Genomic DNA, 21,534 nt, shown 5'->3' on the forward strand with positions numbered 1-21,534 from the left:
CCCGTCCGCCACTCGTCAGCAAAGAAAGCAAGCTTCCTTCCCGTTACCGTTCGACTTGCATGTGTTAAGCCTGCCGCCAGCGTTCAATCTGAGCCATGATCAAACTCTTCAATTCAAAGTTCAATCGCTCAATAAACTGCTTAGCTATTAATAAACACTACTCTAAAAAGTAATAATGAATTTCTAGTTTAAGCACCTATTAAGACTTCAAAATTAAAAATAGATTTCAACAAGTCAATTAACAAGTGCCCACACAGATTGTCTGATTCGTTGTTAAAGAGCAAAAAACAACGACGCACCGCCAAATCTTCAAACTTCACAACAGCGCGTCGTTGTGTGGTGCGCATTATAGGGAAAACAAAAACGAATGCAAGCACTTTCTTACAAAAAAATTAAAAAAATTCGGAAAAATCAAACCATTCGGTGAAAATAAAACCAAACAGTATAAAATTACAGCGATAAGTGATGCGTTTTTATCATTTATTTACAACTATCGATTAAAAACTTACGCGTTAATCATTAAACATTGTTAATCAAATAGACTTGATATTCTAATCTAAATAGTTCTTTTCTATTTATCACAGTAGAGAACGGGATCGTTTTTGATGCTTTTTTATGATGTAAGCGATAGAATTTAACCCATTTTTTACAAAAAGAGGAAAACACGATGAACACGACATTTATTGGGTTAGGCGTGGCGGGCAATTTTGCCGGTCATTTAGAACAGGCGGGCGAAGCGGCAGATTTTTTGCACGTCAAAACCGTTGAGGCAGTGCAACCAAAAGCGATTTTCCCGTTTTATGTGCCGAGCGATCAACTTGGCGATTATCAATTTCTATCCACTTATCCACTTTCCAATGAAGAAATCCGTTTTCCTAATGATGCGGATAACCTGCAAATTGAGCCGGAAATTGCGCTAATTTGCTATATTCAGTATGAAAATCAGCAAGTTATTGCCTTAACACCGACTCATTTTGCGGCTTATAATGACTGTTCTATTCGCCACCCGAATGCCCTCAAAATTTGTGAGAAAAAGAATTGGGGTGCAAAATCAAAAGGTATTTCAGCAACGCGGATCGCTCTAGACCAATTTACTGCCGGCGGCGCTTTAGACGATTATCGTATTGCCTGTTTTCATAAACGCAACGGCGTATTGAATGAGTACGGTATCGACAGCCCGGCGGTTGGCTACAGCTATTTTCACCAAAAATTATTGGATTGGATTGTCGATCGAATGAATCATCAGCCGGACGAAGGCCCAATGAATAATATTGCCGAAATGCTCAAGCAAGCTCATTATCCGGCGAAAGCCATCATCAGCATTGGCGCAACCCGCTACACTGCATTTGGCGAGCATCACTTCCTGCAAATCGGCGATACCAGTATTGTGGCGGTGTACAACGGCAAAACCTATTCCCACGCACAGATCGCCCAAATGGCAGCACAAGAACAATTTGCGAAGGATATTTCGGCCCTCATACAAAAAGTGATTTAAATCAAGTGCGGTTAAAAACCGCGAAATTTTAACCACACTTATTTTCTACGAAGTGACACCTCACCACCGTTAAAGGTTCGTAATTCATTTGCGCATAGCAATTGTAGATATCCCCGTTTATCAATGCCCTGCTCAATGCCTGAAAGTATGCCCTGTTCGGTAAATACATTCACTTCACTATAGGAAAATGCATTACGCGCCTGCCATGCTTGCTGAAATTCCTCATTAATCCCTTCTTTTTCAAAGCGAGTCAAACGTGTATACAGATGTTTTATTAATTTGGGTACTAAAATCCGGCGCTCTGCATTCGGATCGATTTCACATAGTTGCGCATAGGGTTGGTTAATATCTGTTTTTGCCGGCAACGACACATTTATTCCCACGCCAACAACAAGGTTTAAACAACCATTTCCTACATTCGCAATCTCAACTAAAATACCGCCAAGTTTCCGTCCGTCAAATAAAACATCATTCGGCCATTTCACTTGCACGCCAAGCGTCTCGGCAATCGCAAGCCCTACAACTAAACTCAATCCCTCAATTGATCTTTTAGAATCAAATGTCCAATAAAAACTAAAAATTAGTTGACCGGCAAAAGGCGATAACCACTGACGACCGCGCCGTCCACGACCGGCCGTTTGATATTCCGCAAGGCAAAGATCGCCTTTGTGAAGCCGAGCAATATTTTGCAAAATCCATTCGTTGGTAGAAGAAATTACCGGTTCATAATGTACCCGATAGGGCAAAAGAGCGGTTGAAATTTGCTGTAAATTTAGCAGAGGTGATTGCGGTATTAACTGATAGTGTGAGGTATTTTCTTCAATATTTAGCCCCAACTCTCGCAACTGCTGCACATCAAAGGCAACATTTTGCGAAAATGCCGCCAATTCTGACCGCATTTTAGGCGTGCAATCGGATAAACAGGTTAATAATGCCAAATTCATACTTTTTCCCATCACGTAAACGTTTGCAAATCATAGCATAAAATCTAAAAATTTCGTTTTCAAAACGGCGTAAAATCTGTATAATCCCGCCGCAATATTTTTTAACATTCACTTTTAACGACGGAAATATTGCTATGCTTAGAATCAAAAAAGAAGCCCTCACGTTTGATGATGTTCTTCTTGTCCCGGCACATTCTACCGTGCTTCCAAACACCGCCAATCTTTCAACCCAACTCACTAAAACGATTCGCCTGAATATTCCTATGCTTTCTGCGGCAATGGATACCGTAACCGAGACTAAATTGGCAATTTCCCTTGCCCAAGAAGGCGGAATTGGCTTTATCCACAAAAATATGTCGATTGAACGCCAAGCAGATCGGGTACGTAAGGTGAAAAAATTTGAAAGCGGTATCGTTTCCGAACCTGTTACCGTTTCACCAACACTTACTCTTGCAGAATTGGCCGAACTCACTAAGAAAAACGGTTTTGCCGGTTATCCGGTAGTTGATGCGGAAAAAAATTTAGTCGGCATTATTACCGGTCGTGATACCCGCTTTATCTCAGATTTAAGCAAAACAGTAGCTAATTTTATGACGCCGAAAGAGCGTTTGGTTACGGTTAAAGAAGGGGCAACCCGTGAAGAAATTTTCCGTTTAATGCACGAAAATCGGGTAGAAAAAGTATTGGTGGTCAATGATGGTTTCAAACTAAAAGGGATGATCACCTTAAAAGACTACCAAAAAGCCGAAAGCAAGCCGAATGCCTGTAAAGATGAATTCGGGCGTTTACGCGTGGGCGCAGCGGTTGGTGCCGGTGCAGGCAATGAAGAGCGAATTGAAGCCTTAGTAAAAGCCGGTGTAGACGTTTTGCTTATCGACTCGTCACACGGTCACTCCGAGGGTGTATTACAACGTGTACGTGAAACTCGGGCAAAATATCCTGACTTACCGATTATCGCAGGTAACGTGGCAACGGCAGAAGGTGCAATTGCGCTTGCTGATGCGGGGGCAAGTGCGGTCAAAATCGGGATTGGACCAGGTTCAATCTGTACTACCCGTATCGTAACAGGTGTGGGTGTGCCTCAAATCACGGCGATTGCCGATGCGGCGGAAGCCTTGAAAGATCGTGGTATTCCGGTCATTGCAGACGGGGGGATCCGTTTCTCAGGCGATATTGCGAAAGCGATTGCCGCCGGCGCAAGCTGTGTGATGGTCGGTTCAATGTTTGCCGGCACGGAAGAAGCACCGGGTGAAATTGAACTTTATCAAGGGCGTGCATTTAAATCCTATCGAGGAATGGGATCGTTAGGTGCAATGTCAAAAGGTTCATCGGATCGCTATTTCCAATCGGATAATGCCGCCGACAAACTCGTACCGGAAGGTATTGAAGGACGTATTCCGTATAAAGGCTACCTCAAAGAAATTATCCACCAACAAATGGGCGGATTGCGTTCTTGTATGGGCTTAACCGGCTGTGCCACGATTGACGAACTTCGCACCAAAGCAGAATTTGTGCGAATCAGCGGTGCAGGCATTAAAGAAAGCCACGTTCACGATGTCACCATTACTAAAGAAGCACCGAATTATCGGATGGGATAGTGAATAGCAAATGCTAAACTGATAGACAACTATTGAAATATAGGTTAGATCATGATGATTTATCAGTAAAAGAATTAATTGTTGAAAAAGAAAGTGCGGTTGTTCTTTATGAAGTTTTGATTAAACCACACCTGTTATTTTGTGGCGTAAGTAATTTAAGGAGTAAAAATGAAAGGTACATGTTTATGTGGATCCGTATCTATTTCCGTACCTAAAAACAAAAATGTTCACGCCTGTCACTGTGGAAATTGTGTTCGTTGGAATGGTAGCCCTTTATTTAGTTTAAGCTATCAACAGAAATTAGATATTGTAGGAGAGGATTTCATTCAATGTTATCAATCTTCAGAGTGGGCGGAGCGCGCGTTTTGTAAGAAATGTGGAACACACTTATATTATCACTTATTGGGTACTAATAATTATGAACTGTCTGCAGGTTTATTTTGCTTAGAAAATGAATTTACTTTAGAGCAAGAAATTTATATTGATCGTAAACCTTCTTTTTATTACCTAGGTAATAATATACCTAAATTAACAGAAAAAGAGTTTTTAGAAAAATTAGGTTTGATATAAATTTGACAAAATGACTTTATCGTCAGTGGCGAACAATTTGAAAGTAGCAAACCTGATCCGATAATTTGTCGCTACACACTCGAAAAATTAGGCGTTCAGGCAAAAAATGCCGTCGCGATTGAGGATTCTTTTTTCGGTATTCAACCGGCAAAATCTGCCTGCATTCCTGTGATTGCCTACGAAGAAAAGCGAATGCATATTGACCAATCCCAAGCCGATTATTGCGGCAAGGATATGAACGAAATTTTAACTATTATTCAAAAATTACATCACTAACCATTTTATTAAGGTAAAAAATGACCAATATTCATCACCATAAAATTCTAATCCTCGACTTCGGTTCTCAATATACCCAGCTCATTGCCCGTCGCGTGCGTGAAATTGGAGTGTACTGCGAACTTTGGGCGTGGGACGTAACAGAGGAACAAATCCGCGAATTTAACCCAACCGGGATTATTCTTTCAGGTGGTCCTGAAAGCACCACGGAAGAAAACAGCCCGCGTGCGCCGGAATATGTCTTTAATGCAGGCGTACCGGTACTTGGTATTTGCTATGGTATGCAAACTATGGCAATGCAACTGGGCGGTTTAACGGAAACCTCCGATCACCGTGAATTTGGCTATGCCTCCGTTTCTTTAGAAAATTCGACCGCACTTTTGGCTCATCTAAATGATGGTGACGGCAAACTGGATGTCTGGATGAGCCACGGCGATAAAGTCACCCGTTTACCGGCCGATTTCAATGTCACGGGCACAACCCCAACCTGTCCGATTGCGGCAATGTCGGATGAAAACCGTCGTTTCTACGGCGTACAGTTCCACCCGGAAGTTACTCACACGAAAAGCGGCTTAGAATTGCTCACCAACTTTGTCGTAAACATCTGCGGTTGCGAAACTAAATGGACCGCAGAAAACATTATTGAAGATGCAGTTGACCGTATTAAAGCACAGGTGGGCAATGATGAAGTGATTTTAGGCTTGTCAGGCGGTGTGGACTCCTCGGTTGTTGCATTATTATTACACCGTGCAATCGGCAAAAACTTACACTGTGTATTTGTGGATAACGGCTTATTACGCTTAAACGAAGGCGATCAAGTGATGGAAATGTTCGGCAATAAATTCGGCTTAAACATCACCCGTGTGAACGCAGAAGATCGTTTCCTAAGCGAACTAGCCGGTGTGTATGAACCAGAAGCGAAACGTAAAATTATCGGTAAAGTCTTCGTAGATGTATTCGATGACGAATCAAAAAAATTGCCAAATGTGAAATGGTTAGCGCAAGGTACTATCTACCCCGATGTAATCGAATCTGCTGCCAGCAAAACAGGCAAAGCACATGTGATCAAATCACATCACAATGTAGGTGGTCTACCGAATTATATGAAACTCGGCTTAGTCGAGCCGTTGCGTGAACTTTTCAAAGATGAAGTGCGTAAAATCGGCTTGGCGTTAGGCCTACCTGCTGAAATGCTTAACCGCCACCCTTTCCCCGGTCCGGGTTTAGGTGTGCGTGTATTGGGTGAAGTGAAAAAAGAATACTGTGACCTACTCCGCCGTGCCGATGCGATTTTTATTGAAGAATTACACAAAGCAGATTGGTATTACAAAGTCAGCCAAGCCTTCACAGTGTTCCTTCCTGTGAAATCCGTTGGTGTAATGGGTGACGGTCGTAAATATGATTGGGTTGTCTCTCTCCGTGCCGTTGAAACGATTGATTTTATGACCGCACATTGGGCGCATTTACCATACAATTTATTAGGCAAGATCTCCAACCGAATCATCAATGAAGTGAATGGCATTTCCCGCGTAGTGTATGATGTGAGTGGAAAACCACCTGCAACGATTGAGTGGGAATAAAAACCACGCATTTCATAACAGTTCAATTCATTTCAACATTGCTTAACCATAATTTAATTTACTACTAAAACTTAAGGACTTAGCTCGACATTATATCTAGCTTAGTCCTTAAGTTTAGTATCTATTGGTACTTAGTAAAAACTTGAATTTTTTAATTCTTCCTTTAGCCATTCAACAAAGTTTTTTACTCGAGAATATTTTTTATGTGAATGTGGGAAAACGATATAATGGGCATTAATCGGCATAGAAAACTCTTTATCGAATACTGGTGTCAATTCTCCCTTTTGCAAATATTGTTCTGCTAATAATGAATTTTCTAAAATAAAACCAAGCTCTTGTTTTGCAGCTTCATAACTCATATAAGAGCGGTCAAAACTAAATAAGAATTGTAGTCCTTTTAATGTATTGACGTTATGATAAGAAAACCATTGAGGCCATTGAATTAACGTGCTTTGCGATAAAATGAGATTATGTTTCAATAAATCCCTGGGATGGCTAATTGGATGTTGAACGATTAAATTAGGGTTCGCAAATACTGTGGCATATTCGTTTTTTATTGAAATGACATTTAAATTTTTCCACGAAAAATATCCATGACGAATGTCAATATCAACACGCTCTAAATTAAATTGTACATTTTCATAAGAACAAGTGAAATTAATCTGTAATTCAGGGAATAAAGTTTGAAACTTTTTTATTCTTGGTAGTAAATAAAGATTTCCGAAAGCTGGCGACGTGTGAATATTGAGTGTCTCTTTTTCCTGTTTTTCAATAATATTATTCGTCGCTATGCCGATAGAATGTAATGCTCCTGAAATTTGTTCTAAATACTTTTCACCCGTCCCGGTTAATACAATGCCGCGCCCCGTTCGATAAAATAGCTTTTTGTTTAATAATATTTCAAGGTTTGCGATTTGATGGCTAATTGCAGAAGTTGTAATATTGAGACTTTCTGCTGCTTTGACAACACTTCCAAAATAAGCCACTTGTTCAAATGCTTGGAGGGCTTTGAGTGGGGGAATAAGAACCTTATTCTGTACCATAGAAATTTTCTCTTGAATCACTTTTAGTGGAAATATTATCAATGTAAAAGAACACAATAAAGTTAAAATATTGTGTTCTGAAAATTAATATTGATTAAGCCAGTTCTTTTTGTTTTTTTCTTGCACTTAATACGATAATAATACCGCTTGCAAGCATACTTATCCCTAAAAATGCAATAGCCGTATTAAATGAACCAGTTAGTTCTTTCAGATAACCTACAATAGCAGGGCCAAAGAAACCGCCAAGATTCCCAATGCTATTGATTAACGCAATAGCACCTCCGGCTGCTGCGCCAGTAATAAATGACGGTGGAATTGCCCAAAATGGTGGGAATGCTCCGAATGCTCCGCAAAGTGCAACGGCAAGAAAAATAAAAGCGAGCCAAATATTTATATCAGCTACATAAGTTGCTGCCATTAAACCTAATGCACTAATAACTAAACAACCGGCAACATGCCAAGGGCGTTCTTGGGTTTTATCAGAATGATTGCCAACAAGCAACATTACGATCATTGAAATAAAATAAAGTAACCCAATAATCCAACCGAGACTTTGCAGACTAATTGATGCTGTTGCTGAAATAGCTTGAGAAATTGTTGGTAAAAACATATTAATGCCGTAATAGCCCATCATCCAGAAAAAATAGCTTACGGATAACCATAGCACGGTTTTATCTTTTAAGGCTTCCATAAACATATAATGTTTCACATCTTGCTTTACCTTTTGTTCAATATTTAGGGTTTCAATGAGCCAGTTTTTTTCTTCATTATCTAACCAATGTGCTTTTTCAATACTGTCAGTGAGATAAAAGTAACAAATACCCCCTAATATTACGGCAGGTAATGCTTCAATGATGAACATCCATTGCCAGCCAGCCAACCCTAATCCTTCAATACCAATCAAAAATGTGGAGAGAGGAGAACCTAGTGCATTTGCCCCTGGTATAGCTAGCATAAAAGCAGCTATTGCTCTAGCATGATATTTGGTCTGATAAAAACCACTTAAATAGTGAACCATACAGGGATAAAAACTGGCTTCTGCAACACCTAATAAAAAACGAATAATATAAAATTGCCAAGATGTTTGAATAAATGCCATAATAATAGCTAGTATGCCCCAACTCACCATAATGCGACAAATCCATTTTCGTGCGCCGACTTTTGCCATCACAGCACTACCGGGGACTTCTAACAGAAAATAACCGAAGAAGAATATTCCTGCACCAATACCGAATACAGTATTAGAGAAACCTAAATCCGCGTTCATCTGTAGTGCGGCAAAGCTAATATTAACTCTGTCAAGAATAGAAATAAAAAAGCAAATAAAAAGAAAAGGAAGTAAACGTTTTGTTACTTTTCGAACAGTATCCCGTTCTAATTCTAAAATGCTACGTATTGCCATAATATGCTCTCCGTTGTTATGGTGAATAGCAAAAGTGCGGTCAGATTTTCTGATTGTTTTAGGCGAGTTACCTCGCCCTACTTTATTATGCCAGCCATGTTTTAATTGAATAACAAATTGCTGAAGTGGAAATACCATACTGGTCATGTAACGTTGGTAATGCACCAGCGTGTAAGAATTGGTCTGGTAAAGCAATATGTTTTACATTTGCCATCACTTGCTGTTTCACGAGTAGGCTGGCCACCGCCTCACCTAACCCACCAATCTCAGAATGATTTTCCGCCACCACAACCAAACGGTTGAATTTTGTAATTTCTTGCAAAATTGTTTCATTATCTAGCGGTTTGATCGTCGAGCAATGTAGCACTGCAATATTAATTCCCTCACGGCGTAATTGTTTTGCTGCTTCTAACACTCGCATAGTTAAAATGCCCGTTGAAATCATTAATACATCATTACCGTCTTCCAATAATTTAGCTTTGCCTAATTCAAATTTATAGCCGTAATCTTTTAACACTACAGGCACTTTACCCCGCAATAAACGGAGATAAACAGGTCCTTGATGATCCGCTATCGCTGGAACAATCTGTTCAATCTCACAAGCATCACAAGGGTCAATGACTGTCATGTTAGGAATTGCTCGCATCATTGCAATATCTTCCGTAGCTTGATGGCTTGGTCCGTAACCCGTGGTTAAGCCGGGTAAAGCGACCGCAATTTTAACGTTTAAATTTTCTTCAGCGACAATTTGGTGAATAAATTCATAAGCTCGGCGGGTTGCGAAAACCGCATAAGTGGTAACAAAAGGGATCAATCCGGTTTTGGCTAATCCGCCTGCCGTTGCAATGGCTAATTGCTCGGCAATCCCTACTTGGAAAAAGCGATCAGGGTATTTTTGTGCAAAAAGATGCAAATCCGTATATTTAGCCAAATCTGCGGTAACGCCTACAATATTGGAATGTTTTTCGGCTAATTGATTTAATGCGTGACCAAAAGGAGCGGAAATTGTTTCTTGTCCTTCTTCTGCAATAGATGCAATCATCGCCGATGTAGTTAATTTTTTCTTTGTCATCGTAACTTTCCTCTATTGTTGTGATTCATCTAATATGGCAATAGCTTTTTGCCATTCATCGGAATCCACACGGATAAAATGATTTTTCTCACGCTGTTCGAGAAATGGTACGCCTTTCCCCATCAACGTATCGAAGATGATCACTCGTGGTTTATCGCCCTCATAATGTCTTGCCTTATCAAAAGCCTGAACAACAGCGGTGAGATCATTACCATCGACACGTTGAATATACCAACCGAATGCTTCCCATTTTTCCGCTAATGGTTCAAAGTTTAAAATATCGGTTGATTTACCGTCTGCTTGTTGTTTATTCACATCAATAAGATTGATTAAATTACTGAGCTTATGATGACTTGCGGCCATTGCAGCTTCCCAGGTAGAACCCTCATCTAACTCGCCATCGGACATAGAGTTATAAACAAAAGCCTGATTATTTTGGTAGCGTAAACCAAGAGCAATACCTACTGCGATAGATAATCCCAAACCTAAGGAACCGCCCGACATTTCCATTCCCGGTGTATAAGTCGTCATACCGGACATTGGTAAACGGCTATGATCACAACCATAGGTTTCCAATTCATTTTCAGGTAAAATTTTGGCTTCAATTAATGCGGCATAAAATGCAATGGCATAATGTCCATGAGAAAGAAGAAAACGATCTCGCCCTTTCCAGTTTGGATCATCAGATTTAAATTTCATTGAATGGCAATAAGCAGTGGCTAGTACGTCGGCATAACCCAATGCTTGCCCAATATAGCCTTGCCCTTGAACCTCACCCATTCTTAATGCATAACGACGGATATGATAGGCGTGTTTGGCTAACTTTACGAGTGCTTCAGTTGTCATAAAAAATCTCCTATAAAATGAATTAATGAATTAACATTCCGCCATTTACATCTAAAGTAATACCTGTCGAATAGGAAGAAAGATCACTTGCTAAAAATAATGCGGCACGAGCAATATCAATGGCATCACCCAAACGATTTAGCGGAATACCTGCTAGAATTTGAGATTTCATTTCTTCCGTTAATTTTCCTTGCGTAATATCTGTTTGAATTAATCCGGGAGTAATACAATTGACTCGGATATTATCGACACCAAATTCACGTGCCATTGCTTTTGCCAAGCCTAAAACGCCCGCTTTGGCGGCACTGTAATGAGGCCCACCAAAAATACCGCCGCCACGTTGTGCCGAAACGGATGAAATACACACAATATTGCCTGATTTTTGAGCTTGCATTGTTGGTAAGACAGCTTGCGACATCAATAAAGTACCCCGTAAACTAACATCTAGAACCACATCATAGTTTGAGCCTTTAATATCAAGAGTTTTAAGCGGCTGTGTAATTCCCGCATTATTGACTAACACGTCAATACGCCCATATTTCGCTAAAATCTTCTCTTTTCCGGCTTGAACTTGTGTTTCATCCGCTACATTAATAGCGATGCCCATATGTCCTTCACCAGGTAAGGAATTTGCCGCTTCAATTGCAGCTTCTTCACTTAAATCCGCTATCACCACTTTTGCCCCTTGTTCGGCAAATAAAAGTGCGGTCGCTTTTCCAAGACCTCTTGGTGAAGCGGCTCCGGTAATAATGGAAACTTTATTTTTTAATAACATATCTATTTCTCCTCAATAGTAATTAACACGTTATTTCAGTCGTAAAATAACGAAGTTAGTGTTGAGAAGAAATGTCGAAACGTTCAAGCTTGATTGAAAAAAATTGAAATCGTGATGAGCATCACAAAAGTGGAAAAGGAAAGAAGAACATAAAGTTTGTAATATTGTATAGGGTTCACGTTTTTTAATCTCGGTTTAATACGTTCCTCATTATAATAATCGTTCCTCGTTGGCTTATAATTTGAGCCATATCTTCTTATCAGCATTTTATCCGGCTGATTATCCCAGTTCAGAAACAGATATTTACACAGCTTACGGAAAAGCTCAATCTTTTGATAAAGATTGAGCTTTATAACATAATATTTGATTAGCTATGAATGCCAATTACCATTGGTATCCCATACTTGCTGCCGAACCGAAATCACCGCGAGAATTAGTATTCACAGAGAATTTAATTCCCACTTTGCCGTTATCGGATAAGCGCGAGTAACTTACAGAAATTGCCCCCTCACCTTTATAAGTACCAACACCTGCCGATACCATTGATTTGCCCGGCAATGTTGCGTGATATAAACCACCTGTTGCAATTGCACCTGCGATACCCGCACGGAGATTTTTATCCAGTCTGTTCATATCGCTACGGATGTTCATTGTTTCACCTTTTAACTGATTTACATTCACAGCATCCGTATCTTTCACACCCGGCGCAATGTTAGTTATACGTTTATTACCTGCATCAATACCGTCTTGAGTAATACTTGGACCGTTTTTCACAGAAACACCACGATTGTTTACAACAGTATTACCTGCTCTTACAGAACCATCGTTACCAAGCTCAATATCTTTTGCAAGTTGCACTTCTAAGGTGTCTTTACCATCAGCCTTAACATTGATGTTACCTTTCGCAGATTTGAAGTTTTCAGATTGCGATTTAGAAACACCTTCACCTTTCACTGTAACTTTGTTGTTAAGTTTACGGCTGTTTACTACTTCATTATTGCCGGTGAATTTTAGACCGTCATCAGTCGTTGCGATTTCGTGAGTTTTATTTGGATTGTCTTTTTCCACATAAACTAAACGAGTTTCGCCATCTTTACCATCAACACCAACTTTTCCATCTTGACCTTTAATAGAAATGCCATTTTTACCGTCTTTCCCATTTAAGCCGATTGAGCCGTCTTTGCCATTGATAACTACTGATGAACCGTCTTTACCGTTCACACCGATAGAGCCATCAGCACCATCTTTGCCGTTAGCACCTTTTTCACCTACAGTGACTTTATTTGCCGTTAGGTCTTTCGCTAAGGCGACAACAACTTTGCCATTTTCTTCATAAGTTTTGATGTTCGCAGCATCATATTCAGTATCAGCTTTGTCGCCTTTACCAACTATTTCAAGTGTTTCACCAAGATTTTTATGAATACTCTGTCCGCTTTGACCTTTGAAGTTTAAACCTTCTCTAGCCAGTTCTTGCTTAACATTATGTAATTGTGAACCGTTTACAGCATCCTTAGATGTTGAACTAATCTCACCATCAGCAACATTTACAACTTTATTACCACCGTTATCTAAACCTTTATTGGTTAATATCACATTGGTTTTACCATTGTCAGAAGCTCTGATTGTGATACCACTATCATTCATCGTTGTGTTGCCTGTAGTTACAGAAGTGAAATCAACATTATCTTTCGTTTTCACAGTATATGTCGTGCTACCATCGGCATTTTTAGTCGGTATCACATCAATATTTTTACCGGCATTAACCGTTGTTGTTGCTTGAGCAATACCGTCTTTTAACTGTTTTACATTAACTGCATCAGTATCGTATTCACCTGCTTTCACGTTAGTGATCTTGTTATCATCAACACTTAAGTTTCCACCGGAAATCGTTGTTCCGCCTGCTTTAAACTCAATTTTTTGACCATCTTTATTTGAGATAGAATCAACATTTTTCAAATCTTTAGCAAGTTGAACCTCTAGAGTACCTTTACCATCAGCTTTAACATTGATATTGCCTTCTGCCGATTTAAAGTTTTCAGATGTATCTTTATCAATACCTTCACCTTTAATAGTTACAACAGAATTTAATTTGTGGCTATTAACAACCTCATTATTGCCGGTAAATCTCAAGCCGTCGTTAAGTGTTGCTACTTCTTCTGTTTCACCATTTGGTTTTTCATAAACGATACGGGTTTTAGTTTTACTATCTTTACCGTCATTACCATCAAGCCCAGCCTGACCTTGAACAACTGTAATTTCCCCAGTCGAACCATCTTTACCGTTAATACCAATAGTGCCATCTTTTCCACTCAATGTTATCGCATCTTTACCATCAGCGCCTTTTAAGCCAATAGAACCATCTTTACCATTGATAGAAACGCCATCCTGACCATTTTCACCTTTAACCGTAATAGCGCCAGATTCTTGATTATTACCAATGGTAACATCTTTATTTAAACCGACTTGTAACTTAGCTTTGCCATTTTCATTGACAACTTTAGTGGTTACACTTCCATCACCTTTTACGGTTACCGTTTCACCAAGTTTTGCTTTAGCGTCATTACCATTTTCATCCGTTAAACCAAATCCGCCACCTTTTGATGGATCCGTAATATTATTAATCGATTCTTTTAAGTCACCGACATTAACCGCATTATTTAACGTATCGCCCTTAGCATCCGTTAAAGATACCTTGTTACCATTAGCATCCTTCAAACCACTATCAACATTAACAATCTGGTTTCCGCCATTGTTCAAGCCTTTATCCGTCACACTAACGGTTTTATTTACAGGATCATCTTTAGGTGTAATGGTTAAACCATTGCCATTGATAACGGATTTACTACTTGTTATTTCATCAATGAATTGCGCACTTGTTAAATCTTGTAGCGCTTTAGCCATTTTAAGAATTAACTTACCGCTTTCATTATCAACACGTAAGTTTTTATCGGTAACATCGGCATTTGCATTTAATTTCCCTAAAATTGCTAACTCTTCATTGAGTTTTTTAGCTATAGCGTCGCCTTTATCACCTTTAAATTTTAAGCCGTCGTTAAGTGTTGCCACTTCTTCAATAATGGTTTTATTCGAGTCTTTCGGATCTTTGGTTTCATAAACAATGCGTGTTTTGCTTTCACCGTCTTTTCCGTCAACACCCGCCTTTCCATCAGTACCTTTAATGGTTAGACCGTTTGCCCCATCTTTACCGTTTAAGCCGATTGAGCCGTCTTTACCGTTGATGACTACTGATGATCCGTCTTTGCCATTCACGCCGATAGTACCGTCAACACCATCTTTCCCATTAGCACCTTTCTCACCAACAGTGACTTTATTTGCCGTTAAATCTTTCGCCAAGGCAACAACAACTTTTCCATTTTCAGTAATAGTTTTGATGTTAGTGGCATCATACTCAGTATCTGATTTTTCTCCTTTACCTACAATCTCAAGTTTTTCACCTAAGTTTTTGTGGATAACAGAATCATTACCTACTGATTGCGTACCAAAATCTAAACCTTTAGTATTGATTGCATTGGTTACATTATAAAGTTGTGAACCATTTACAGCCTCTTTAGATGTTGGATTTACATCACCATCTTTAAGGTTGGTAATTTTATTACCATCAATACTTACGTCTCCGCCTTTAATGGTTACAGCCGGTTGGGAAGGATCATTATTATCTTTACCGGTAAAGACAATTGATGAGTTATTTCCACCAACCGAATTAATGCCGTTAAGATTTTTTGCTAAACGAACGGTTAAATTATTAGAACCATCAGAAATAACACCGATGTTATTCTCTTCCGAAAGTTCGTTTCTGTCCGTAATACCACCTATAATGTTTACTTGTTCATTTAAGTGTTTTTTAATGACATTTGTATTTGCAATTGCATCACCATAGTATTTCATACCATCATCATGAGTCGCCACTTCATGTTCTTTGCCATCTTTATCTTTGTAAACGATACGGGTAATTCCGTCTTTTCCATCTTCACCGTCAACACCAGCTTTGCCTTCTTTTACCGAAATATCAGCGGATACGCCGTCGCTACCGTCAGCACCTTTAGGTCCCGTTAAGCCAATATGACCCACTCCATCTTTAGCGGAGATAGAAACCGCATCTTTGCCGTCTTTACCGCTGATTCCGACTTTACCATCTTCACCATTTTGACCGTTAGGACCGGTGATTGTCACTCCATCTTTACTGTTCACACCATTTGTGCCGTTTACAACAATCTTATCTAAATTAGTTAAGTCTTTGTTCAACGCAAAGCTGTAAGTTTGAGCTTCATCAGTACTGCTTTGAGTGACAGTTAAATTTTTACCTGCATCCAGATTAACTACTGCACCAGCTCTTACTGTTTTCGCTACTGAAGAACCGTTTACATTACCGGTTGCATTCGCATTCCATCCGCTATTGTTTACGATATCAATCACTTGGTGAACGGTTGCGATTCCATCCGCCCCATCTTTGCCGTTCTTTCCATTAATTGGAGTAGTTGGCGTTGCACCTAACTTAACATCATATTTAACAATACCGTCTTTACCTATCGATGCGGTTGTATAGTCACCATCTGTGAAATTTAATCCTTTTGATAAAGTAACGGTTTGATCGTTGCTACCATTTGCTTTATAGGTTAATGGCACATCACCAAGATTTTGTTCTGCAACAGAAACCGTATAAGTTTTTTGACCTGTTGTCTGATCTTCGTTTGGTGTCACCGTCACATTTTTGCTACCTGATTGAACAATCGTACCTAAACCGGTAACCACTTTCTTACCGTCATTAGTAATATTTTTTAAATCTGATTTTGCAATATTTGTGATTTTAGCTTCACCCGCAGCATCCTTGCCATCACCATCAACATAGCGCATGGTGACTGTGCCTGCATCATCTACTTTGTATTCACCCGGTTTGATATGACGTTCTGCCGATTTTACCGAATCCAACTGACTTAGATTAACTGCATCAGTAGAATTCGTACCATTGGCCACATTCTTAATTTGATTTCCACCATTATTCAAACCTGAGTTTGTTAAAGATACTGTTTTAGCCGTATCAGTCGGGTTAGTAATAATAATACCGCTATTATTTACAGTAGTATTGCCTACTTTTACAGAACCTTTATCAGTTAAGTTAATATCTTTGTTAAGTTTAACCTCTAACTTATTATTACCGTCTGCAACAACATTGATATTACCGGCAGCAGATTCAAACGTTTTAGCTGTAGTTTCACTAACGCCTTCACCTTGTACTTTTACCAAAGTATTCAGTTTGTGTTTGTTTTCAACAGACTCATTATTACCTGTGAATCTCAAACCGTCTTCTAATGTCGCAACGGTATGGTTAGTCCCTTTATCATCTTTATAAACGATACGGGTCATACCGTCTTTACCATTTGCACCATCGGTACCATCAACGCCAACTGCGCCTTTATCACCTCTGATAGTTAAACCGTTACTACCGTTTGTTCCATTCAAACCGATAGATCCGTCTTTACCATTAATAACTACGGCCGAACCGTCTTTGCCATTGATGCCGATCTTACCGTCAATTCCGTCTTTACCCGGGATGCCAGATTCACCTTTCTCACCAATAGTAATATCATTTGCTAAAGAGTAAGTATAAGTTTGGTTATTAGGATCCGTCACATCTTGTTTAACCGTTAAGTTTTTACCGGCATCAAAATTTACGACCGCACTTGGCGCTACTTTAGTTGCTACTGATGTGCCATCAAGCCCACCTGCTGATTTTGTCGCATTTGCCAACCAACCACTATTATTGATTGCCTCAACGACAGTTTTCACTGTCGCAACAGTGTTTTTACCATTTGCTCCATCAATACCGGCTTTACCATCTGCTCTGGTTGTAATATTGCCTACGTTTACGTCGTATTGAACCTTGCCATTCTCAGCTACTGTTACGGTTGTGTAATTACCATCTGTGAAATCTAAGCCTTGCGATACTTTAACTTTTTGTGGATTCTCACCATTGGCTTTGTATGATAGCTCTGCATCACCTAAGTTTTGAGCTATTGCGCTAACGGTATAGGTTTTTTGCCCTGTCGTAGCATCGGTTGTATTGGTTACAACTACGTTATTGCCGGCTTCAACAATTGTGCCTAAACCGGTAATAACTTTCTTACCTTCATTAGTAATATTGTTGAGGTTTTTATCTGATGCATTATCAATTTTATCTTTTGTATCTTTTGTTAAGTCAACAGTGATATCCGCACCTGCTGCAGTTGTTGCTACGTATTTAGCACTATCTCCGCCTACGACGTTAAATTGCAAACCACCCGATTTAGATAGTTTTTGTTCATTAGTTGTACCTGAATTACCGCTTAATTTGATACCGTTATCACCAATTTTAGTGTTTACTACATTAGATACCGTTTTTAATTGATCTTCCGTAGCTGCACGACCGGATACCGGAGTTGGGTTGGTTACATTCCAATCAGTATTGGTTAAGCCTGTAATGTGGCCATCTTTACCATTTAGGCTGATTGAATTATTACCGCTGATATTCACAACACCATCTGCGCCGAACTCAACTTTACCTGAGCCGTTACCGTTAGTAATTGAAGTAATATTCGCTAAAGCACCTTCGACATCTACCTTAAATGTTTTAACATCATTCACATCACGATACGATACTTTAGTATTTTTACCATCTTCCATATTAATTGTAGCTTTCGCTAAGTTTTTGATCTTAGTTTCACCGCCATTATTAATATTGGAAAGATCTTGTTTGGCAATACCCGTGATTTTTGCTGTTTCATTTGTGACTAATTTTCCATTACCATCGGTATAAGTCATTGTTACAGAACCATCATTCTGAACAGCATATTCACCTTTTGTAATATGTTTTTCGTCACCTAAATTAGCAATACTTCGATCACCGTATTTAATACGATCACCATCGTACTTAATAGTCGTGTTACTTGTTTGATCACCAAGTTTAATTTCTTTGGTATTAACGCTATTTAATTCTTTAAGATCTTTTGCTAATTTAATCGCTAAGCTGCCGCTAGCTGTCCCGACAACACCAATATTATTATCAGATAAGTTATTTTCTGCTGCACCACCGGTTACGTTTAACGTCTCTCCTAGTTTACGATTTACAGTTACGCCTGTATTATCACCTTGGAAGTTTAAACCTTTAATAATGTCGTTTGTATTTTTAGAAATATTTTGAGTGTTATTAGCAATATTATTGGCGTTATTTGTAACATTTTGGTTCGTTGCAAAAAGTTGTGAACCATTTACCGCATCTTGGCTATTTGCATCAATAGTGCCATTTAAAACATTGGTAATTTTTTTATTACTAGCATCAATGCCATCCTTAGTCATTTTTGGCCCATCTTTAATCGTTAAGCCTTTATCATCTAAAGTTGTATTACTGGTTGTTACTTTTGTGAAAGTCACATTTTCCTTGGTAGCAATTGTCAAATCAGCATTGTTTTGAGTAATATTAATATTATTACCTGCAATGACTTTAACAGTATCACCCATTGCAATTTTTTGTTCTTTATTGCCTGTTACTTCGCCTGTTCCCGTTTTATCGGTTGCGACTTTCCAACCTTGTTCAATTCGTGATGCAACGGCATGTAATTGAGAACCATTAATCGCATCAGTTGAATTAACTTCAACATGCCCTGCCGCTACATTTTTAATTTGACGTTCTTTACCTTTTTCACCAATGCTTACAAAGCGACCTGCATCTTGAACAGTTCCGGTGAAAGTATAAGTATGTCCGCCAATTGTTTTACTTGCGACAGTCTCGGTTGCATGTGATCCTGTGGTTGTAGAATTATCACCAAGAACGACCGAACCGGCTGTACCCGCATTAATATTTGCACCAATAGCAATGGTATTAGCTCCGATTACATTAGTATTATGCCCGATTGCAATTGTCTCTTTTGCACTTACTGCCGTCCCGGTCATTTCACCCAAGGCAATAGATCCCGTGCCTTTAGCACCTAAATTATCATAATTACTATTTGCTTCTTTTTGTTTATTTTTATCAGCATTAACACTTACATAATTAGTTTGTGCGAGTTCTACCGCTTTTTTTACATTATTCAGTTTCTGATTTTTAATATCAAACTCAGGTGCTTTATAAGTGTAACGACCGGTAGCACTATCAATGCTATAACCGATATAACCATCTCCGGCAATAGATTTTGCTAAATTATCATTAACTTCAGATAACTGCTTAACATTTACTGCATCTGTATCTTCACGACCTGCTGCTAAATTAACCAAACGGCGCTCTACACCTTTATTTGCGATTGCAACGACACCACGCTCAATACCAAAACCATCATTTGTATATTTTGCATTTTCGTTTTTAATATCTTCTTGATTAACAACGGTACCATTACCTAAAGACAATGAATTATTAGCATTAGATATTGCCCCCTCACCGATACTCATCGCACCTTTTTTAGTCGCTTTTGAGTTCTTACCGATAGTTATCACATTTTCATGTAACGCTTGGGCATTAGTACCGAAAGCAATGGCGTTGGCTTCGCTTGCATTAGCATTGCTACCAAATGCAACAGCATCATTCTTATGTGCCTTAGCTTCTACACCGAATGCAATGGAATTGATTTTCGCAGCTAATGAATTGTAACCAAAAGCAATAGATGAATTACCTGTTGCTCTTGAACTTGTACCAAACGCAATGGCTTTTTCCGCACTAGAAGAACTAGGCTTAGTTACTTGTTCACCTAAATAATTATCATGTGTAGAATAAAATTCCCCTGTGCTAGCCAATGAACCAAATGCAAAGGAATCATTACCGTTTGTTTTCGCTCCTGAACCAATTGCAACAGAACGATCACCATTTGATTGAGTATTACTTAAGCCATCATACTTAGTTCTTTTCGCTTCCCCTGTTCCAGGTAAACCATCAAGAGTTTTAGGTGCGGTATTACCAATAGCAATAGATTGATTACCATTTGATGTCGCGGATGCCCCAAACGCAAAACTAGCATTCCCTTTTGCATAAGCGACAGAACCAATCGCAGCAGAGTAATCACCAATCGCAGCGGATTGACGCATCATTGCAAGAGAGTTAAACCCTTTGGCGCGAGAGGCAGTACCAATTGCAGTTGATCCTGTATCCTCTGCATTTGAGAACGCACCGATGGCAGTAGCTAATCCACCGGTGGCTTTAGCATAGTCCCCCATCGCAATACCATTTGAAGAGCCGTCTTTGTAAATAGCATTAGTCTGATTACCAATTGCGATACCAAATGCATATTCTCCAGTATTCGAATATCCATTAGATAAATTACCCGATTTATCGGCATCATGGTAAGATTTATTACCGGGGTTTTTATAGTCGTATGCCCAAGTACTAGAACCTCCGCGTCCAGGATTAGCCTTAGCACTGGGGGTAGTAAACTGCCCCGGGCTTGCTGTTCCTCCCATTTCAATATAAGCATTAGCCACAAAAGGTGTAGCTACAAACGGCAGTGTAATTGCAATTGTTTTGATTAAATTAGCACTCAATGAATCAGGCTTATTCAAAGTAGAGGAAATTGCTTTAACTTTAGAAAGCTCCGATACAGCAGTCCATGTTTGAGCCGCATGATTCCAAATAACTTTAAAAATTTTATTCATATATTTACTTGTCCTTTAAATTCAGAGTTGTCTTCAGAAATTGAACCATCTGCATTCAAGTAAAATTCCCATAGCGTGAATAATCATGATTTATCACTCTGATATTAATAATTATTGGACTTGAATAAGTTTTCCACATATTTAACTACCAATGGTATCGTGGGGCTAGTCCTCCAGACTAAAATATAAACATCCAAAACTATTATTTATCACTAACAGAAATTTTACTCACCATGATGGTTTCATTGCTCAATTTGTTGGCTTTTAGTCGCAAGTTAAACGCTCAATACGAGCAAATTTGCA

11 protein-coding genes, 1 rRNA gene and 1 pseudogene are annotated in these 21,534 nt (G+C 39.2%); 5 read left to right on the plus strand and 8 right to left on the minus strand.

Annotated features, from left to right (window positions below; genetic code table 11):
- Positions 1 to 115, minus strand: a 16S ribosomal RNA gene (locus tag BKL51_RS05880); the annotation flags it as partial.
- Positions 116 to 667: 552 nt separating this feature from the next.
- On the opposite strand from BKL51_RS05880, the gene BKL51_RS05885 reads away from it, so the two are divergent.
- Entirely contained in the window at positions 668 to 1,495 is an 828-nt protein-coding gene (locus BKL51_RS05885; RefSeq protein WP_077465806.1) for a DUF5718 family protein, read from the plus strand.
- Between the two features lie 38 nt (positions 1,496 to 1,533).
- On the opposite strand, the gene birA is transcribed toward BKL51_RS05885, so the two are convergent.
- The gene (birA, locus tag BKL51_RS05890) at positions 1,534 to 2,439 is read right to left on the minus strand and encodes a bifunctional biotin--[acetyl-CoA-carboxylase] ligase/biotin operon repressor BirA (RefSeq protein ID WP_077465807.1); all 906 of its coding nucleotides are present in this window, start codon (positions 2,437 to 2,439) and stop codon (positions 1,534 to 1,536) included.
- 134 nt (positions 2,440 to 2,573) lie between these two features.
- Here birA and guaB point away from each other — a divergent pair, with 134 nt between their 5' ends.
- The 4 genes and pseudogenes from guaB (at position 2,574) to guaA (ending at position 6,463) form a co-directional block, all read left to right on the plus strand.
- On the plus strand, positions 2,574 to 4,037 hold the full coding sequence (gene guaB, locus BKL51_RS05895) for an IMP dehydrogenase (RefSeq protein ID WP_077465808.1): 1,464 nt from the start codon (positions 2,574 to 2,576) through the stop codon (positions 4,035 to 4,037).
- 168 nt (positions 4,038 to 4,205) lie between these two features.
- Positions 4,206 to 4,607, plus strand: coding sequence for a GFA family protein (locus BKL51_RS05900; protein WP_077465809.1), 402 nt, complete (start codon positions 4,206 to 4,208; stop codon positions 4,605 to 4,607).
- 12 nt (positions 4,608 to 4,619) lie between these two features.
- Positions 4,620 to 4,883 (plus strand): annotated as a pseudogene (locus tag BKL51_RS05905) (HAD-IA family hydrolase); the annotation flags it as partial.
- A 20-nt stretch (positions 4,884 to 4,903) separates the two neighbouring features.
- On the plus strand, positions 4,904 to 6,463 hold the full coding sequence (guaA, locus tag BKL51_RS05910; protein WP_077465811.1) for a glutamine-hydrolyzing GMP synthase: 1,560 nt from the start codon (positions 4,904 to 4,906) through the stop codon (positions 6,461 to 6,463).
- Between the two features lie 131 nt (positions 6,464 to 6,594).
- Here guaA and BKL51_RS05915 read toward each other — a convergent pair whose 3' ends face one another.
- The 6 genes from BKL51_RS05915 to BKL51_RS05940 form a co-directional block, all read right to left on the minus strand.
- Complete coding sequence (locus tag BKL51_RS05915; RefSeq protein ID WP_198930112.1) at positions 6,595 to 7,527, minus strand: LysR substrate-binding domain-containing protein; 933 nt, start codon at positions 7,525 to 7,527, stop codon at positions 6,595 to 6,597.
- Positions 7,528 to 7,600: 73 nt separating this feature from the next.
- Positions 7,601 to 9,046, minus strand: coding sequence for an MFS transporter (locus BKL51_RS05920; RefSeq protein WP_198930113.1), 1,446 nt, complete (start codon positions 9,044 to 9,046; stop codon positions 7,601 to 7,603).
- A complete protein-coding gene (locus BKL51_RS05925; RefSeq protein WP_077465814.1) occupies positions 8,994 to 9,980 on the minus strand; it encodes a transketolase family protein in 987 nt (328 codons plus the stop codon). Before BKL51_RS05925 ends, BKL51_RS05920 begins: the two co-directional genes overlap by 53 nt.
- Positions 9,981 to 9,992: 12 nt before the next feature.
- Complete coding sequence (locus BKL51_RS05930; RefSeq protein ID WP_077465815.1) at positions 9,993 to 10,826, minus strand: transketolase; 834 nt, start codon at positions 10,824 to 10,826, stop codon at positions 9,993 to 9,995.
- A 22-nt stretch (positions 10,827 to 10,848) separates the two neighbouring features.
- Entirely contained in the window at positions 10,849 to 11,601 is a 753-nt protein-coding gene (locus BKL51_RS05935; RefSeq protein WP_077465816.1) for an SDR family NAD(P)-dependent oxidoreductase, read from the minus strand.
- 384 nt (positions 11,602 to 11,985) lie between these two features.
- Positions 11,986 to 21,231: a YadA-like family protein gene (locus BKL51_RS05940; RefSeq protein ID WP_077465817.1), complete on the minus strand. Its 9,246-nt coding sequence runs from the start codon at positions 21,229 to 21,231 to the stop codon at positions 11,986 to 11,988.
- Between the last annotated feature and the right edge of the window lie 303 nt (positions 21,232 to 21,534).

The organism is Rodentibacter sp. Ppn85 (genome assembly GCF_001999335.1).
In the GTDB taxonomy this organism is placed as follows: Bacteria; Pseudomonadota; Gammaproteobacteria; order Enterobacterales; family Pasteurellaceae; genus Rodentibacter.

Coding starts and splice junctions, on each gene's coding strand:
- BKL51_RS05885 (WP_077465806.1), top strand. CDS start 668: ATGAACACGACATTTATTGGGTTAGGCGTGGCGGGCAATTTTGCCGGT.
- birA (WP_077465807.1), bottom strand. CDS start 2,439: ATGAATTTGGCATTATTAACCTGTTTATCCGATTGCACGCCTAAAATG.
- guaB (WP_077465808.1), top strand. CDS start 2,574: ATGCTTAGAATCAAAAAAGAAGCCCTCACGTTTGATGATGTTCTTCTT.
- BKL51_RS05900 (WP_077465809.1), top strand. CDS start 4,206: ATGAAAGGTACATGTTTATGTGGATCCGTATCTATTTCCGTACCTAAA.
- guaA (WP_077465811.1), top strand. CDS start 4,904: ATGACCAATATTCATCACCATAAAATTCTAATCCTCGACTTCGGTTCT.
- BKL51_RS05920 (WP_198930113.1), bottom strand. CDS start 9,046: ATGGTATTTCCACTTCAGCAATTTGTTATTCAATTAAAACATGGCTGG.
- BKL51_RS05925 (WP_077465814.1), bottom strand. CDS start 9,980: ATGACAAAGAAAAAATTAACTACATCGGCGATGATTGCATCTATTGCA.
- BKL51_RS05930 (WP_077465815.1), bottom strand. CDS start 10,826: ATGACAACTGAAGCACTCGTAAAGTTAGCCAAACACGCCTATCATATC.
- BKL51_RS05935 (WP_077465816.1), bottom strand. CDS start 11,601: ATGTTATTAAAAAATAAAGTTTCCATTATTACCGGAGCCGCTTCACCA.
- BKL51_RS05940 (WP_077465817.1), bottom strand. CDS start 21,231: ATGAATAAAATTTTTAAAGTTATTTGGAATCATGCGGCTCAAACATGG.